The organism is Streptomyces sp. RFCAC02, from assembly GCF_004193175.1.
In the GTDB taxonomy this organism is placed as follows: Bacteria; Actinomycetota; Actinomycetes; order Streptomycetales; family Streptomycetaceae; genus Streptomyces.
The window spans coordinates 2,917,389-2,934,224 of sequence record NZ_SAUH01000001.1 but is presented as its reverse complement, the minus strand read 5'-3'; the positions used below and the strand labels follow the sequence as shown (position 1 = coordinate 2,934,224).

Below are 16,836 nucleotides of genomic sequence, written 5' to 3'. Positions count from 1 at the left end.
GCCGATACCGTTCCGGCGCGTGAGCACTCGTCCCCCGGCGCCGGACGCCGACCCCACCGATCATGCAGCAGACATCGAGCAGAACCGCAGGAACTGGGACGCCCGTGTCCCCGTCCACGCCGGGAGCGCCTTCTACGACCTGGCCGCCTTCCGCGCGGGCGAGGTCTCGACGCTCCGCCCGCTGGAGGTCGAGGAGGTCGGCGACGTCACCGGGCTCCGGCTCCTCCACCTCCAGTGCCACATGGGCCAGGACACCCTCTCCTGGGCGCGGCTCGGCGCCGACGTCACCGGCCTCGACTTCTCCGCGCCCGCCATCGACACCGCGCGCGGGCTGGCCCGCGACACCGGGCTCGCCGACCGGGCTCGGTTCGTCACCTCGGACGTGTACGGGGCGCCCGACGCGCTCGCGGGGGAGCGCTTCGACCTCGTGTACACCGGTTTCGGGGCGCTCGTGTGGCTGCCGGACCTGCCGCGCTGGGCGGCGACGGTGGCCGGGCTGCTGAAGGACGGCGGGCGTCTGTACCTGGCCGAGTTCCACCCGCTGACGGAGGTCATGACGGACGACGGACGCGGCTTCGAGCGCGGCTACTTCGACACCGCGCCCGCCGCGTACGACTACCCGCGCACGTACACCGACGGCCCGGAACTGCCCGAGCCGCGCCACGTCGAGTGGCACCACACGCTGGGCGAGGTGGTGAGCGCCGTCGCGGCGGCCGGGCTGCGCGTCGAGTTCCTGCACGAGCACGACGTGACGGCGTTCGGGGCGTTCTCGACGCTGGAGAAGGACCCGGCGTCCGGCTTGTACCGCTTCCCGGCGGGGCAGCCGGCCGTACCGCTGCTGTACTCGCTGAGCGCGCGCCGCACCGCCTGACCGACCACTTGAACGGATTGTTCAACGCGAGAAGTTTTCGCCGAACCGTTGACGCCATGGTGTGCGGTCGGCGACGATGGGGGCATGACGGACGCACCCACCGACCCGTTCCTCCCGCCCGATCCCGCCGCCGCCCGCGAACACCGGGCGTACGCGGCGCTGTTCCGCATCGCCGAACGGCACGCGGCGACGCCCGAGCAGCGCGCGCGGGGCACCCACCCCGCCGTCATCGCGCCGCACGAGGCGGTGCGGATCGTCGCGTTCCTCCTGTCCGGCGCCGCCTTCCCCGAGGACGGCGAGCCGGCGGTGGACCGCGCCGACATCACGGCCGCGCTCAGCCTCGTCCCCCGGGCGCGCGGGGAGATGGACGACCTGGAGGCCGGCCTCCTCACCATGGCGCGCGGTCGCGGGCTGACCTGGCAGGAGATCGCGTTCGGCCTCGGCCTCGGCACCCCGCAGGCCGCCCGTCAGCGGTACGCGCGGCTCGCCGGGCGCACCACCGGCGGCACGGACGCGGGGGAGTAGGGACGGCTCAGGCGTCCGGCAGCGCGGCGAGCAGCTCGGCGGCGCTGCCGGACCCCGGCGCGCGGCCCTCGCGCGCGAAGGTGTTCACGGCGCGGCGCAGCGCCTCGTTGACCGGCGCCGGGACGCCGTGGCGGCGCCCGATCAGGACGATCTCCCCGTTCAGCCAGTCAGCCTCGACCGACCCCGTGCCGCGCCGCAGGCTCTGCCACGTCGAGCCGCCGCCCACGTCCGCGCCCGGCACGGGCCGCATGTCCATGCGGTCGCCGCGCAGCGCCGCCTGCTCCGCCTCGCCCGCGTACGGGATGCCGGCGGCCGTCAGCACCGCCTCGCCCTCGGCGCGGGCGCGGCGCAGGAGTTCCGCCGCGCCGGGATCGCCCGTGCCGCACACGGCCTGCACGGCGTTCCCGAGGTTGCTCAGCAGCTTGGCGTACTTCCAGCGCAGCACGTCCGGCACGACCGGGGCGAGGAAGTGGGCGCCCTCCAGGTCCGCCGCGATCGCGCGGGCCGTGTCGTCGGGCTCCCCGCCCGGGTGGCGGCCGATGTGCAGCATCCCGGTCAGGGGCGCGCACGGCGCCGTCACGACCCCCGGTTCGACGAACTGCGCGGGCAGCCACACGCACACCCCGTACACGCGGGCGAAGCGGCGCAGCGCCAGGTCCTCGTTCGCCACGCCGTTCTGCACGCACAGCAGCGGCAGGTCCGCCGCCGCAGGCGCCCACGCGGCGAGCGCGGCGTCGGTGTCCTGCGTCTTCACGGTGAGGAGCAGGACGTCGCCGGGCCGCGGCCCGGCCTCGTCGGGACCCGACGCCACCGGGATCCGCAGCGTCCGCGTGCCGTCCGGGGTGTGCAGGCGCAGGCCGTGCTCGCGGAGGGCCGCCCCGTGGGCGCCGCGCGCGACGAGGACGACGTCGCGGCCGCTCTCGTGCAGCCGCCCCCCGATGGCCCCGCCGACCGCGCCGGCGCCGATGACGATGTAGCGCATGAGTGTCATTCAAACACCCGTGCCCTCCCGGCGCGCCGGGTCACCAGTACACGACGACCTTGTCGCCCTCGTCCACCGCGTCGAAGAGGGCGGCGATGGCGTCCTCGTCCCGGACGTTGACACAGCCGTGGGACGCACCGTTGTAGCCGTTGGCGGCGAAGTCCTGCGAGTAGTGCACGGCCTGGCCGCCGTCGAAGAACATGGCGTACGGCATGGGGGAGTCGTACAGCGTCGAGTGGTGGTGGCGCGACTTCCAGTAGACCTCGAACTCGCCCTCGCGCGTCGGCGTCTGCTCCGCGCCGAACCGTACGTCCACCGTCATCCGCACCTCGCCGTCGACCACCCACGACAGGGTGCGGCTCGTCTTGGAGATGCACAGGACGCGGCCCTCCAGGCAGCGTTCGTCCAGCTCGCCCGGCTCCGGCTCGGGGATCTCGACGGGCGGGTACAGCTCCTCGCGCGTCGGCTCGTCCGTGGCGCCCGTCAGCGACGTCCAGGTGTCCTCGAAGACGGTGCCGGACGCGTCGAGCCCCGCGGCCTCCTGGTAGGCGCGGACGGCGGCGGCCGTGACGTCGCCGTAGTAGCCGGTCGGGTTCTCGTCGAAGTGCCCGGCCTGCCCGAGGCGCGCCTGGAGTTCGCGGACCTGCTCGGAGTTGTCGCCGTAGCCCATGACCTGGACGGGCGGGTTGAGTTCGGCGTCGGTCGGGTCGTGGGTCGCGCCGAGCAGGGTGTCCCAGGTGGCGGCCGACACCTCCCCCGAGACGTCGAGGCCGGCCGCGCGCTGGTACTCGGAGACCGCGCCGAGCGTCACGTCGCCGTAGAAACCGGTGGGGCGGGCGGCGAAGTGGCCGAGCTGCCCGAGGCGTGCCTGCAGTTCGCGGACCTGCTCGGACTCGTCCCCGTAGGCGAGGACGATCTCGTCGGCCGGGTCGTCGGACGGCTCGTCGGTGGGTTCGTCGGACGGGGTGGCCGTGCCGTCGTCCGCGGCGTCGTCCGCCGGCTCCTCGGTGGCCTCCGGCTCCGCCGTGCCGGGCGACGACGGGCCGTCCGCGGCTGTGCCGTCCGGATCCGCCGCGCAGCCGCCGAGCAGCAGCGCGGCGGCGGTGGCGAGCGCGGCGACCGCCACGGCGGGACGGCGGTGGCGTACGAGAGCGGAACGCATCGGTCTCCCCCTGAGCCGGATGTGTCACGAACGGAAGCAGCCCCGTGAAGTGGGCGTCCACCGGTAAAGATGCGCAGAACGGCCCGATTGTTGCGCCCGAGGCCATAACGAAGCGGGCACGATGCGCCGTTGCCGGCGGCGCGCGGGAGTGCCGGGGGGCGCGCGGTGTGCGGGGTCAGCGCAGGAGGGCGCGTACGGTCGCGACCGTGTCGGCGTCCGCCGCCCGCTTGTCCTCGCGGTAGCGCACGACCCGCGCGAACCGCAGCGTCACGCCCTCGGGATAGCGGCTGGAGCGCTGCACGCCGTCGAGCGCGATCTCCACGACGAGTTCGGGCCGCACCCGGACCGTGCCGCCCGACTCCTCGACGGCCAGCTCCCGCAGCCGGTCCGTCTGCCAGGCGAGCAGCGCGTCCGTGAGGCCCTTGAACGTCTTGCCGAGCATCGCGAACGTCCCGTCCGGCCGCCGCGCGCCCAGGTGCAGGTTGGACAGCCGGCCGCGCCGCCGCCCGTGCCCCCACTCGGCGGCCAGGACGACGAGGTCGAGCGTGTGCACCGGCTTCACCTTGAGCCAGGCGGCGCCGCGCCTGCCCGCACCGTACGGGGCGGCCAGGTCCTTCACGACGACGCCCTCCTGCCCGCGCTCCAGGGCCATGGCGGCGAAGTCCCGGGCGGCGCGCCGCTGCCCGGGGTCGGTCGGGTCGGTGACGACGTGCCGCAGGACGCGGCGCGGCGCGGGCGCGATCCGGGCCAGTTCGGCGGCGCGCTCCCCGGTGGACAGGCCGAGGAGGTCGTGGTCCCCGACCCAAAGGACGTCGAAGAAGACGGGCGACAGCGGCAGGGTGCCCGCGTGCGAGCCGACGCGTCCTGCCGTCTCCTGGAACGGCCGGGGGCGCCCCGCGTCGTCGAGGGCGATGACCTCGCCGTCGAGGACGGCGCGGTCGGCGGCGAGTTCGAGGGCGGCGGCGCGGACCTCGGGGAGCCGGTCGGTGATCTCGTCCAGCGTGCGGGTCCACACGCGCACCGTGCCGCCGTCGCGGTGGACCTGCACGCGGATGCCGTCCAGCTTCTCCTCGACGGCGCACGGCCCGCCGATACGGTCCAGCGCGTCGTCGAGGTCCCGCGCCCCCTGCGCCAGCATCGGCAGGACGGGCCGGCCGAGCGCCGGCCGGAACTCCGCCAGGGCCGCCGGGCCGCCGGCCAGCACCGCGCGGGCCACCGCGCCGAGGGAGCCGCCCAGCATCACGGCGCGCCGTACCGCCTCCGGCGGCACGTCCACGGCGGCGGCCAGCCCCTCGGCGGCGAACGCGTCCAGGGCGCCCTGCCGCAGCTCGCCGGTGAGGAGGCGGACGAGGAAGTCCTGCTCAGCTGCGGTGGCGTCGGCGAACAGGGCGCCGAGGAGCCGCTGCCGCGCGGCCGTGGCGCCCGTCCCCGAGACGGCCGCGATCCGGTCGAACGCGGCGTCCGTGCCCGCCACGGTCAGGCGCGGGGCGGCGGCGGGCGCCGGCCGCTCCCGCAGCGCCGCCGCCCCGACGCCGACGCGCCGCTGCGGGAGCCGCCCGGCGAGCCAGGTCGTGACGACGGGCGCGTCCGCCGGGTCCGTGGCGCGGAACAGCGCGGCGAGTGCCGCGACCTTCGCCGACCGCGCGGCGAGCCCGGCGACCTCGTCCGACGTCCGCACGACGCGTTCGAGCAGCACGCTCCCCATGGTGGGGGACGGTGCGGCACCCCGCCACGGGGCCGGTCAGGCGGCCGGCGCGTCGATCGCCGTGTTCTGCCCCGCGACGATGCGCCACCCGTCCGCCTGCCGGGCGATGACGTACAGCGCCCTGCCGTGGGCTCCCCCGGACGGGGCGCCGGCGGCGTCGACCGGGGTCTGCTCGACGTTCACCGCGATCACGTCGGGCGTGATGGCCAGCATCGCGGCCACCTCGTAGCGGGCGTACGCGTCGCGCAGGAAGCCCGTCATCGCGGGTGCGCTGAACGCCACGATCTCCGCCCGGCCGTCCAGACGCCGCCCGGCGGCGTTGGTCCACGACGCGCGGGCGGCGTACAGCTCGCCCATCGCCACCGGGTCCTTGGCGTTGAACGCGTTCGCCAGGTCCTTCACGACGCCGGCGACGGCCGCCCGTGCGTCGGGCGCGATCTCTGCCGCGACATCCACCATGGTCGTTCCCCTTTCCGGACCGGCGGCACCCGCCGCCGTCACCGGTGATCCGACAACCTCAAGCGGGCTCGAAGTCAAGCGCGCACCGTTGCCCGGCCGTGGGAGCGCGGCCACACTGGGCCCGGGGGTGGTCTCATGGTGGGTGGGACCGGTGACACGCCTGTCGTCACCGACGCGATGAACCGCGCGGCACAGCACCTGCTCCGGGGACGGCGGCGCGCCGCGCGCCGCTGGCTGCGGCGGGCCGGAAGGGCGGCGTCGCATCCGGACACGCTGTACCGGATCGGCCACGCCTTCCACACGGAGCTGCACGAGCCGGCGGAGGCGGTCCCGTACTACAGCCGCGCCGCCGACGCCGGGCACGTGGCCGCCATGAACAACCTCGGCCTCGTCCTCAAGGAGACCGGCGCCCACGCCGCCGCCGAGCGCTGGCTCCTGCGCGCCGCCCGCACCGGCGACCTCGACGCCGCCCACAACCTCGCCCGGCTCCTCCAGCGGACCGGCCGCGCGGACGAGGCCCTCGACTGGTACCTCGCGGCAGCCGCCGGCGGCCTCGTGGACGACATGCTGAACGCCGGGATGCTGCTCACCGCGCGCGGGCGGCACGACGAGGCGCGGGAGTGGTTCCGCCGGGCGGGGGAGGCGGGGCATCCGCTGGGCGAGGGCCTGGCCCGCGCCATCGGCGAGCGCGCCGCCGGGGCCGGCCCGCCCTCCGCCGCCGACCGCCTCCTGGACGCCGCCGGGGAGGCGTACCGGCGCTACGGGACCGACGGCGACCGCGGCCATCTCGCCCGGGGACTCGACCTCGTCGGCCGCGCGCTGGACGACAACAACCTCCCGCGCGCCGTCCGCGCGGAGGCGCTCGTCCTGCGCGGTGTCCTGCTGCGCCTGCGGTACGAGCGCGACCGGGACACCGGCGCCCTGGCCGCCGCCGTCGAGGCGGGCCGCGCCGGCGTCGCGCTGTCCGAGCCGGGCGACACGTACTACGGGGCGCACCTCGCGTCCCTCGGCAGCACGCTGCACGAGGAGTTCAACCGCACCGGGGACCTCCCCGTCATCGACGAGGCGATCGCGCTGCACCGGCAGGCCGTCGACGCGGTCCCCGCCGACCACCCGGACCGCGTCCCCGCCCAGTCCAACCTGGCGGGCGCCCTCCTCGTCCGCGCGGGCGCCGTGCCCGACGAGGCCGTGCTCACCGAGGCCGTCCTCCTGAGCCGCGAGGTGGTGCGCGCCACGCCGCCCGGCCACCCGGGCCGGGCCACGTTCGCCGTCAACCTGGGCGCCGCCCTCCTGACCCTGCTGCGCGAGCGGCCCGACCACGTCCTCGCCGACGAGGCCGCCGACACGTACGACGAGGCCCTGCGCCTCCTGCCGCCGGCGCACCCGCTGCGCCCCGGCATCGAGGCGAACCGCGCGACCGCCCACGCCCTGCGCGACGCCCTCCGCGCGGACCTCGCCGCCGCGTCACCGGCACCCCCCGACGGCGACGCGGCGGCCGGGGACCTGCTCCTCGCCCGCTACGAGGCCACCGGCAGCGCCGCCGACCTCCGGCAGGCCCTCACCCTCCTGGCCGCCGCCCACGCCCGCGCGGCCGACCAGGACACCCGCCGTTCCACCGCCCTGTCGTACGCCACCGCCCTGTGGTCCCTCGCCGAGCGCACCGGCGGGCGGGACGCCATGGACCGGTCGGCCGCCCTGTTCACGACCGTCCTCGACACGGCGCCGCCGGACCACCCCGACGCGGGCACGGCCCACACCTCCCTCGGGTCCGTGCTCCTCATGCGCTGGCGGACGGGCGGCGACCCGGACGACCTCGACGCCGCCGTGGACCACCAGCGCGCCGCGCTCGACGGCGCGCCCGAGGGGCACCCGCGCCGCGCCGGCCGCCTGTCGGCCCTCGCGGGAACGCTCCTCGCCCGCTGCCAGGCGTACGGCGACTCGGCGGCGCTCGCGGAGGCCACAGGCGCGTGGCGCGAGTCCCTCGCCCTGGCCGCCGACCCGTCCGAGGCGGCCGGCATCGCGTCCAACCTCTCGATCGCCCTGCGCTCGCACCCCGAGCCGACCGCGGACGACCTCGACGAGGCGGTGGACCGCGCGCGCGACGCCGTCCGCGCGACTCCGCCGGGCCGCCTGCTGCACGCCCGGTTCACCTCGAATCTCGCCCTCGCGCTCATCGCGCGCCACCACGCGGCCGGGGACGGCACGGCCGACCTGACGGAGGCCGCCGAGGCGGCCGAGCGCGCCGTCGCCGGGACACCCCTGGACCACCCGGCCAGGATCGACCGGCTCGCCACCCTCGCCGAGACCCGGCACCTCCTGTACCAGGCCGATCCCGCCCCCGGCGCCCTGGACGCCCTGGTGCGCGCCGCCGAGCAGGCCGTCACGGCCACGCCGCCCGGCCACCTGCTCCGCGTCCGCGCCACGTCCCTCCTCGGCTTCGCACTCGTCCGCAAGGCCATGGACACCCGGGACGACGCCCTGTCGCGGCAGGCCCGGGATCTGCTGCGGCAGGCCGCGACCGACCCCGCCGGGCCGGTCCGCGAACGGGTCTCCGCCGCCACCCGCTGGGCGGCCGCCACCTATGTCACCGAAGGCCCCGAGGCCGCGCTCGCCCCGTTCACCCTCGCCGTCGAACTCCTCGCCCGCACCGCGCCCCGCCGCATCGGCCGCGCCGACCAGGAGCGCGGACCCGCCCGCTTCCAGGGCCTCGCGGCCGACGCCGCCGCCTGCGCCATGGCCTGCGGCCGGCCCGACCGCGCCGTCGCGCTGCTGGAGACGGGCAGGGGCGTGCTGCTCGCCCAGGCCCTCGACACCCGCACCGACCTGACGCGGCTGCGTGCGGCGCATCCGGACGACGCGGCCCGTCTCACCGCGCTCCGCGCCGTGCTCGACGCCGTGCCCGCCGCACCGGGAGCCGCCGGCGCCCCGCCCGACCGGCACACCGCGGCCCGCGCCTGGGACGACCTGGTCGCCGCCGTACGCCGCCGCCCCGGCTTCGCCGACTTCCTCCTGCCGCCGCCGGTCGACCGCTTCCTCACCGCGCTGGACGGCCGTACCGCAGCCGTCCTCGTGAACGTCAGCCACCTGCGCAGCGACGCGCTGATCCTGCACGGCGGCCGGCTGACGTCCGTCCCCCTGCCCGGCATCGAACCGGAGACGGTGCGGCGGCGGGCGGAGGACTTCCTGACCGCCGTCACCGGCCGGGCCGCCTCACGCGCCGGCCGTGTCGCGCGGCGGCGGATCGTCGCCGACACCCTCGACTGGCTGTGGCGCGACCTCGCCGACCCCGTCCTGACCGCCCTCGGCCACACCGCGGCGCTCCCGGACGGCACGCCGGACCGGCCCCGGGTCTGCTGGCTGCCCACCGGCCTCCTCACCGTCCTGCCGCTGCACGCGGCGCAGGCGGCGGACCCGGCGGACGGCGCGGTGCTCGACCGCGTCGTCTCCAGCTACGCCCCGACCCTGCGTGCCCTCGTGCGCGGGCTGGACGCGCGGCGGCCCCCCGCCCCGGGCGCCGCGCCGCTGGTCGTCGCCCTCGCCGAGACGCCGGGCGCCGCGCCGCTGCCGGGCGCGGCCGCCGAGGCGGCGCTCCACGTGGAACGGCATCCGGGCGCCCGCCTGCTGAGCGGCGCCGACGCCACGCGCGCCGCCGTCCTCGACGCCCTGCCCGCCCACGACCTGGTGCACTTCGCCTGCCACGCGATGAGTCCCGACCGGGTCCTGCTGCACGACCACGGGACGCGGCCGCTGACGGTCCCGGACATCTCCGCGCTCGACCTGCCGGCCGCGTACCTCGCCTACCTGGCCGCCTGCTCGACGACGCGCGCCCGCCCGGACCTGGCGGACGAGGCCGTGCACATCACGGGGGCGTTCCAGCTCGCCGGGTACCGGCACGTCGTCGGCAGTCTGTGGCAGATCGACGACCGCTCCGCGCCGCGTGTCGCCGACGCGTTCTACCGCGCGCTGGCGGCCGGCGCCGCGCCGCACCGCGCGCTGCACGACGCGGTGCGGGAGCTGCGCGCGCGGGAACCGGGGGCGCCCGAGCTGTGGGGCGCGTACGTGCACGTCAGCGCAGCAGGTTGAGCGCGGAGACGACGGTGAACGCGAGGACGAGCTTCTCGAACCGCGCCTCGTCCACGTGCCGGATCACGAGCCGCCCCAGCAGGCCGCCGGCGACGACGACACCGGCGAGCGCCGCGTTCAGGCCGAGCGAGTCGCCGTCGATGAGGCCGAGGCCGGCGCTGAACGGCACCTTGAACAGGTTCACGATGAAGAAGAACCACGCCGCCGTGCCGAGGAACGCCATCTTCCGGAAGCCCGCCGACAGCAGGTACAGCGACATGACGGCGCCCCCGGCGTTCGCCACCATCGTCGTGAAGCCCGCCAGCAGCCCGAACACGGCGGCCCGCACCGGTCCGGCCCCCGTCTGCGGGCGCCGCCGCTGCCACAGGTGCACGGCGACGACGGCGAGCAGCGTCCCGCCGATGGTCCGCCGCATCACGGTGTCGTCCACCCACGCGACGAACGCCGTGCCGACGAGGACGCCGACGACGACGGACGGGAGGAGGCGCAGCAGTTCGGGCCAGTTCACGTGCCGGCGGTAGGCGCCGACGGCCATCAGGTCGCCGCAGATCAGCAGGGGCAGCAGCGCGCCGCTCGACTCGCGCGCGGGCAGGACGGCCGCGAACAGCGCGACGCTGATCGCCGCGACCCCGCCGATCGAGGTCTTCGCGAACCCGACCAGCAGGGCGGCGACCACGAGCACCGTCCACTCGGCACCGGTCAGCCCACTGATCACCCCGGGACCCTACGCCCGTACGGGTGATCGCGGGGAACTTGTCCACCGACCGGTACGTGATACCGGGCGTGAAGGCATCAGCGGAAACCGACCTGCGCCCCGCCCGGCAGCGCACCGTCCCGCACCGGTTACGCCCGCGCCTGCCGCGCACCGTCCGCGGCAGGCGGCTGGCCCTCCGGACGGCCGTGGCCGTCCTCGCGCTGCTGACGCTGCCGAGCGCCTGGGTGTACGTCAGCACCGGTGACCGCGTGCGCACGGTGGAGTCGGCGCCCACCGCGCCCGTCGGCATCGTGTTCGGCGCCGGGCTGCGCCCCGACGGCACCCCGACCGCGTGGCTCGCGGACCGTCTCGACGTCGCCGCCGCGCTGTACGACGCGGGCCGGGTCCGCGTCCTGCTGGTCTCGGGCGACGACAGCGGCCCCTCGTACGACGAACCGGGCGCCATGCGCGCCTACCTCACCGCCGAGCACGGCATCCCCGCCGACCGGGTCGTCACCGACGGCGCCGGCTACAGCACCTGGGACTCCTGCGCCCGCGCCCGCACGGTCTTCGGCGTCGAGCGCGCGCTCCTCGTCTCGCAGGACTTCCACATACGCCGCGCCCTGGCCCTGTGCGACGCGGCGGGCATCGACGCCTGGGGCGTCGGCGCCGGCGACCACGCGAGTCTGCTGTGGTACTTCAGCGGCCTGCGGGAGATGGCGGGCGCGGTCACCGCCGCGAGGGACGCGCTGACGACCCCCGCACCGCGTGTCCCCGGGCCGCCGGACGACGCGGTGGACGACGCCCTCGCGGCCGCCGGCTGACCGCCCGCGCCACCGATGACGCCACTCGGTACCATTCAGTGCCAGCGTGACGCCATCCAGCACCATTCGGCGCCACAGGGGGTTGCGCATGGCGCCATGGTGATGCCATGATGACGTCATGGATCTCACCCCGTATGTCGACACCCTCCGCCGCGAACTCGCGGTGGCCGCCGAGGCCGGTGGGGAGGACGCCCGCGACCTGGCCGAGCGGCTCACCGCCCCCCTCGAATCGGCGACCCGCCTGACCCTGCTCAACGTGCTCTCCGCCGCGATGGCCGAGATCACCCGCGAGCTGGCCCCCGGCTCGGTCGACGTACGGCTGCGCGGTCTCGACCCCGATTTCGTGGTGACGCCACCGCCCGCCGAAAGTGGCGCCACCGTGGCGCCGGCCGCCGCCACCGAGGCGTTCACGGCCCCCGCCCCGGCCGAGGGCGACGAGGGCGGCACCGCCCGCGTGAACCTGCGCCTCCCGGCCCACCTGAAGGCGCGCGCCGAGGAGGCGGCGGGCCGCGAGGGCCTGTCCGTCAACGCGTGGCTCGTCCGGGCCGTGTCGGCGGCGGTCGACGGCGGCGCCAGGCCCCGCGCGACGGAGGGCGCCCGCACCGTCGGACAGAGCTTCACCGGCTGGGTGCGCTAGCCGCGCCCGCCCCCCCGCACCACTCCACCCACACCACGTCCCACCTGCGGGGACGTTCAGAAGACCCAAGAGGACGGGACAGCCATGCCTTCTTTCGACACCCACGGTCCGATCTCGGTCACGGCGCACGTGGACGCCGGATCGGTCACCTTCGCCGCGAGCGACCGCCCCGACACCGTCGTCGAGGTGCTGCCCCGCGACCCGGAGCGGAGCCAGGACGTCCGGGCGGCCGAGCAGACGGAGGTCACCTGCGCGAACGGCGCCCTGACGATCAGGACCCCGAAGCAGCGCAACCTGTTCGGCCGCACCGGCACCGTGGACGTGACGGTCGGCCTGCCCGCCGGATCGCGCGTCGACGCCACCGGCGCCTGGACGCAGGTGCTCGGTGAGGGCCGGCTCGGCGAGGTGAGCGTGCGGACCTCGGCCGGCGACGTCCGCCTCGACACCACGGGCCCGCTGCGGCTGACCGCGTCGCACGGCGCGCTCACCGTGCGGCGGGTCGAGGGCGACGCCGAGATCACCACCAGCTCCGGCAGCCTGCGCGTCGGCACCGTCGAGGGGGCCGCCGTCCTGAAGAACTCGCACGGCTCCACGACGGTCGAGGCCGTGATGGGCGAGCTGCGGGTGCGCGGCGCCAACGGCGACATCGACATCCGGCGCGCCGAGGGCTCGGTCACCGCCGTCACCGCGCACGGCGCCGTCCGGGTGGGCGAGGTGGCGCGCGGCACCGTCCAGCTGGAGACCGCGTTCGGCGCCATCGAGGTCGGCATCCGCGAGGGCACGGCCGCCTGGCTCGACGTCAGCTCCACCTCGGGCCAGGTGCGCAACGGGCTCGACGCGGCCGGTGCGCCCGAGGCGGCCGGCGACACCGTCGAGGTCCGCGCCCGCACCCGGTACGGCAGCATCGACATCCTCCGCGCCATGCCCTGAGGCCCAGGCCCGCCCCCGCCTCCCCACCACTCCATCCTTCGAACAGGAGGACCCCATGCCTTCCTCTGTCATGCCCACGTCCACCCGGGCGGGCGGCCGTCCGGCACCGGCCGCCGTCTCCGCCGTCGGCCTGCGCAAGTCGTACGGCGAGAAGACCGTCCTCGACGGCATCGACCTGCGCATCCCGGCCGGCTCGGTCTTCGCGCTGCTCGGCCCGAACGGCGCGGGAAAGACCACCACCGTGGAGATCCTGTCCACCCTCACCGCCGCCGACGGCGGCGAGGCCCAGGTCGCGGGCCACAGCATCACCACGGCACCGGCCCGGGTGCGCTCCGCGATCGGCGTCACCGGGCAGTTCGCCGCACTGGACGACCTGCTCACCGCGGAGGAGAACCTGCTCCTCATGGCCGACCTGCTGCGCCTGCGCAAGCGCGACGGCCGCTCCCGCGCCGCGGCGCTGCTGAAGCGGTTCGGCATGGCGGACGTCGCGCACAAGCGGGCCGCGACGTTCTCCGGCGGCATGCGGCGCCGGCTCGACCTCGCCATGACGCTGGTCGGAGACCCCGAGGTGATCTTCCTCGACGAGCCGACGACCGGCCTCGACCCCCGCAGCCGCCGCACGATGTGGGACATGGTGCGCTCCCTGGTCGCGGGCGGCACCACCGTCTTCCTCACCACCCAGTACCTGGAGGAGGCCGACCAGCTCGCCGACCGGATCGCCGTGCTCGACGGCGGCCGGATCGTCGCCGAGGGCACCGCCGACGACCTCAAGACGCGCGTCCCCGGCGGCCATGTGCGCCTGCGGTTCACCGACCCCGACGAGTACGGGCGCGCCGCCGCCGCCCTCCCGGACGCGGCCCGCGAGGACACGGACCTCGTCCTGCGGGTCGCCGGCGACGGCGATCTCGACGCGCTGCGCGCCCTGCTCGACCGGCTCGGCACCGCCGGCGTCCGCGCCGCCGACCTCTCCGTCCACACCCCCGACCTGGACGACGCGTTCCTCGCCCTCACCGGCGACGGCACCACCACCGGCCCGCGCCCCACCGAGGAGACCCCCCGATGAGCACCCTCGCCCACGCCCTGCACGACTCGACGACGATGCTGCGGCGCAACCTGATCCACGCGATCCGCTACCCGGCCGTGGGATTCGGCAGCGCCATGATGCCGATCCTGATGCTGCTGCTGTTCGTGTACGCGTTCGGCGACCCGATCGGCGCCGGGATGGGCGGCGGCCGGGACGTGTACCTGGAGTACCTGACGCCCGGCATCATCATCATGGGCGTGGCCGCCGGCTCCATGTCGACCTCGATCGCGGTCTGCTCCGACATGACCGAGGGCATCATCAACCGCTTCCGGACGATGGACATCACCCGCTCGTCGTTCATGACGGGGCACGTCATCGGCAGCGTCGTCCAGACGATGCTGTGCGCCGTCCCGGTCGTGGGCGTCGCGCTCGCCGTCGGCTTCCGGTCGGACGCGACCCCCGTGGAGTGGCTGGCGGCAGCGGGCCTCCTCGCCGCCATCGCGTTCGCCGTCACCTGGCTGTCGGCGGCGCTCGGCCTGATCTCGAAGACCGTCGAGTCCGCGAGCAACAAGCCGCTGCTGATCCAGTTCCTCCCGTTCCTCGGCTCCGCGTTCGTGCCGGCCGAGTCGATGTCCCCCGGCCTGCGCTGGTTCGCCGAGAACCAGCCGTTCACCCCGATGACGGAGACGCTGCGCGGCCTGCTCTCCGGCTCGGAGATCGGCAACGACGGCTGGATCTCCCTCGCCTGGTGCGCCGGCATCGGGCTGGTCGGCTACTTCTGGTCGCGCTCGCTGTTCAACGGCGCCACCAAGCGCTGAGCCGCCCCGTACGCCCCGCCACCGCGCGCCGGTGGCGGGGCGCACCCGTCTCCACGCCGCGTGCGCCCGCCGTTCACCCCCCGGACGCCCTTACGGCGCATCGGAGTCCGCCGCGCCGTGTACAAGTGGCGCACCATGGCCACCACAGCAGCCACGCCGGCACCCGGCGCAGCGCCCGCCGCCGGAGCACCCGGCACGAGGCCCGCGCGGGAACACCGCCACGACGTCGACCTCCTGCGCCTCGTCGCCTCCTGCACGGTGATCCTGAGCCACGTCGCCGCCGCGTTCCTCAAGGCGGTCGACGGCGACGCGGCCAACGGATCCGCCGCCTACTGGGTCGGCATGACGGGCGACTCGGCCGGCTCGTTCGCCGTCCCCGTCTTCTTCGCGATCGCCGGCTGGGCCGTCCTCGTCGGCGCGCCGCCCCGCGACAGCCGCCGCCTGTGGCAGCGCGTCGTCCGCAACACCACGCCGCTGTTCCTGTGGACGGCCGCCTACCTGGGCTGGGCCTGGCTGCGCGGCCGGAACGACGAGCCCGTCACCGACCTCGCGGTGCGCGGCCTCTTCGGATCGATCCAGCCCGCGTACCACCTGTGGTTCATGTACGTGTACATCCCCATCGTGGCGCTGCTGGCGTTCGCCGCACTGGTGAAGGCGGGCGCGCGCCCCTGGGGGACGGGCGCCGCGCTCCTCGGCATCGCCTGCCTGCCCAGCGCCCTCACCACCCTCGGCGAGATCACCGGCCACGACGCCCCGTCCACAGGCTGGGGATTCACGACGTACTCCGTGGTGTACGCGGTGGGCGGCGCGCTCGTCCTGTCCATGCCGCGCCGCCTGCCCGCCCGCCACCGCCGGTGGCTGCTGCTCGTCGCACCGGCCGCCGTCCTCGGCATCATCCGGTACAACACGCGGATCCACTACGTCATCCCGAACGCCCACCTGTTCGTCGCCGCGCTGACGCTGGCCGTGATGCTGCTGCTGTGCCGCGTCCGCGTGCCGGAGCGCTGGCGGCCCCGCATCTCCCGCGTCGCCGGAGCGGCGCTCGGCGCGTACATGGTGCACGTCTTCTTCGTCGAGGAACTGGTCCGCCCGCTGATCCCGACGGACGCCGGCCTCGTCGCGACGACCGGCGTGTTCCTCGGCCTGCTGCCGGTCACCATCGTCCTGTCGTACGCGGTCAGCATGCTGTGGGGCCGCCTGGGCCTGCGCCGCATCCTGGGCTGACCCGCGCCGCGGCGGACCTCAGCGAACTCGACACCCCGGTCCGCCGGTACGGGCGTACCCTGTCCGCCCGTGACGAATGATCCGGACGGCGGTCAGGTCCTCGCGGGCGGCGTGACGAACGCGGGCGCGGTGATCCGTCGCGGCGACCTGGTCGAACGGCCCGCACCGCGCACCGCGCACGCCCTCCACGCCCACCTCAGCGCGCTGCACGGACGCGGCTTCGACGCGGCCCCCGCCCCGGTGGCCCTGCTGCCCGGCGGCCGGGAGCTGCTGACGTTCGTCCCCGGCACCACCGCCCTGCCGCCGTTCCCCCGCGAGGCGCTGGACGAGCCCGTCCTCACGTCCGTGGGGCGGCTCCTGCGGCGCCTGCACGACACCGGCACCGGCATCGCCCCCGACCCGTCGGCCGACTGGCCCCGCGACCTGGCCGACCCCGAGGGCGGGCCGCTGCTGTGCCACAACGACGTGTGCGTCGAGAACGTCGTCCTCCGCGACGGACGCGCCGCCGCCCTCATCGACTTCGACATGGCCGCTCCCGGCCGCCCGGTCTGGGACTTCGCCATGACGGCCCGCTACTGGGTCCCCTGCTGCCCCCGCAGACGTCGGCCTTCGCGTACCCGCCCGGTCTCGACGCGCCGGCGCGGCTCCGCGTGCTCGCCGACGCGTACGGCCTCCCGGCGGCGGAACGGGCCGCGCTGCCCGCCGTCCTGGAGCAGGCCCACGACGTGTGCCGGGCGTTCGTCGCCGCCCGCCTGGCCGACGGCGACCCGATCCACACCCGGGTGCACGCCGAACGCGGCGGCTGGGCACGCTGGGACCACGTCCACGCCTGGCTGACCGCGCACCGCGAGACGTTCACGGACGCCCTGCTGCGCTGACCCGCACCGGCCGCGGCATT

General features: G+C 76.0%; 14 protein-coding genes and 1 pseudogene. 10 read left to right on the top strand and 5 right to left on the bottom strand.

Annotation, left to right across the window (positions count from 1 at the left end; all coding sequences use genetic code 11):
- Nucleotides 1-19 precede the first annotated feature (19 nt).
- On the top strand, nt 20-871 hold the full coding sequence (locus tag EMA09_RS13665; protein ID WP_206305945.1) for a class I SAM-dependent methyltransferase: 852 nt from the start codon (nt 20-22) through the stop codon (nt 869-871).
- An 84-nt stretch (nt 872-955) separates the two neighbouring features.
- Entirely contained in the window at nt 956-1,396 is a 441-nt protein-coding gene (locus tag EMA09_RS13660) for a DNA-binding protein (protein WP_129841320.1), read from the top strand.
- A gap of 7 nt (nt 1,397-1,403) precedes the next feature.
- Here the strand turns inward: EMA09_RS13660 and EMA09_RS13655 are convergent, their stop codons facing one another.
- From EMA09_RS13655 to EMA09_RS13640, 4 genes are all read right to left on the bottom strand, one after another.
- Nucleotides 1,404-2,378 carry a 2-dehydropantoate 2-reductase gene (locus EMA09_RS13655; protein WP_129841319.1) on the bottom strand — a complete coding sequence of 325 codons (975 nt, stop codon included), beginning with the start codon at nt 2,376-2,378 and terminating at the stop codon, nt 1,404-1,406.
- A 40-nt stretch (nt 2,379-2,418) separates the two neighbouring features.
- The gene (locus EMA09_RS13650) at nt 2,419-3,540 is read right to left on the bottom strand and encodes a peptidoglycan-binding protein (RefSeq protein WP_129841318.1); all 1,122 of its coding nucleotides are present in this window, start codon (nt 3,538-3,540) and stop codon (nt 2,419-2,421) included.
- Nucleotides 3,541-3,715: 175 nt separating this feature from the next.
- The gene (locus EMA09_RS13645; protein ID WP_129841317.1) at nt 3,716-5,236 is read right to left on the bottom strand and encodes an ATP-dependent DNA ligase; all 1,521 of its coding nucleotides are present in this window, start codon (nt 5,234-5,236) and stop codon (nt 3,716-3,718) included.
- A 45-nt stretch (nt 5,237-5,281) separates the two neighbouring features.
- On the bottom strand, nt 5,282-5,704 hold the full coding sequence (locus EMA09_RS13640) for an SgcJ/EcaC family oxidoreductase (protein ID WP_129841316.1): 423 nt from the start codon (nt 5,702-5,704) through the stop codon (nt 5,282-5,284).
- Nucleotides 5,705-5,839: 135 nt separating this feature from the next.
- On the opposite strand from EMA09_RS13640, the gene EMA09_RS13635 reads away from it, so the two are divergent.
- Complete coding sequence (locus EMA09_RS13635; RefSeq protein WP_129841315.1) at nt 5,840-9,787, top strand: CHAT domain-containing protein; 3,948 nt, start codon at nt 5,840-5,842, stop codon at nt 9,785-9,787.
- Here the strand turns inward: EMA09_RS13635 and EMA09_RS13630 are convergent.
- Complete coding sequence (locus tag EMA09_RS13630; protein WP_129844020.1) at nt 9,771-10,499, bottom strand: sulfite exporter TauE/SafE family protein; 729 nt, start codon at nt 10,497-10,499, stop codon at nt 9,771-9,773. The genes EMA09_RS13635 and EMA09_RS13630 overlap by 17 nt on opposite strands.
- A 71-nt stretch (nt 10,500-10,570) precedes the next feature.
- Between EMA09_RS13630 and EMA09_RS13625 the strand changes: the two genes are divergently transcribed.
- From EMA09_RS13625 to EMA09_RS13595, 7 genes and pseudogenes are all read left to right on the top strand, one after another.
- Entirely contained in the window at nt 10,571-11,305 is a 735-nt protein-coding gene (locus tag EMA09_RS13625) for an ElyC/SanA/YdcF family protein (RefSeq protein WP_240796385.1), read from the top strand.
- Between the two features lie 118 nt (nt 11,306-11,423).
- The gene (locus EMA09_RS13620; RefSeq protein WP_129841314.1) at nt 11,424-11,942 is read left to right on the top strand and encodes a hypothetical protein; all 519 of its coding nucleotides are present in this window, start codon (nt 11,424-11,426) and stop codon (nt 11,940-11,942) included.
- Between the two features lie 84 nt (nt 11,943-12,026).
- Complete coding sequence (locus EMA09_RS13615) at nt 12,027-12,872, top strand: DUF4097 family beta strand repeat-containing protein (RefSeq protein ID WP_129841313.1); 846 nt, start codon at nt 12,027-12,029, stop codon at nt 12,870-12,872.
- A 70-nt stretch (nt 12,873-12,942) separates the two neighbouring features.
- Nucleotides 12,943-13,935: an ATP-binding cassette domain-containing protein gene (locus tag EMA09_RS13610; protein WP_129844018.1), complete on the top strand. Its 993-nt coding sequence runs from the start codon at nt 12,943-12,945 to the stop codon at nt 13,933-13,935.
- Nucleotides 13,932-14,714 (top strand): ABC transporter permease, encoded by a 783-nt coding sequence (locus EMA09_RS13605; protein WP_129841312.1) that lies wholly within the window; start codon nt 13,932-13,934, stop codon nt 14,712-14,714. The genes EMA09_RS13610 and EMA09_RS13605 overlap by 4 nt, the downstream gene beginning before the upstream one ends.
- A 135-nt stretch (nt 14,715-14,849) precedes the next feature.
- Nucleotides 14,850-15,938, top strand: coding sequence for an acyltransferase (locus EMA09_RS13600; protein ID WP_129841311.1), 1,089 nt, complete (start codon nt 14,850-14,852; stop codon nt 15,936-15,938).
- A 69-nt stretch (nt 15,939-16,007) separates the two neighbouring features.
- Nucleotides 16,008-16,816 (top strand): annotated as a pseudogene (locus EMA09_RS13595) (phosphotransferase).
- Nucleotides 16,817-16,836: the final 20 nt, after the last annotated feature.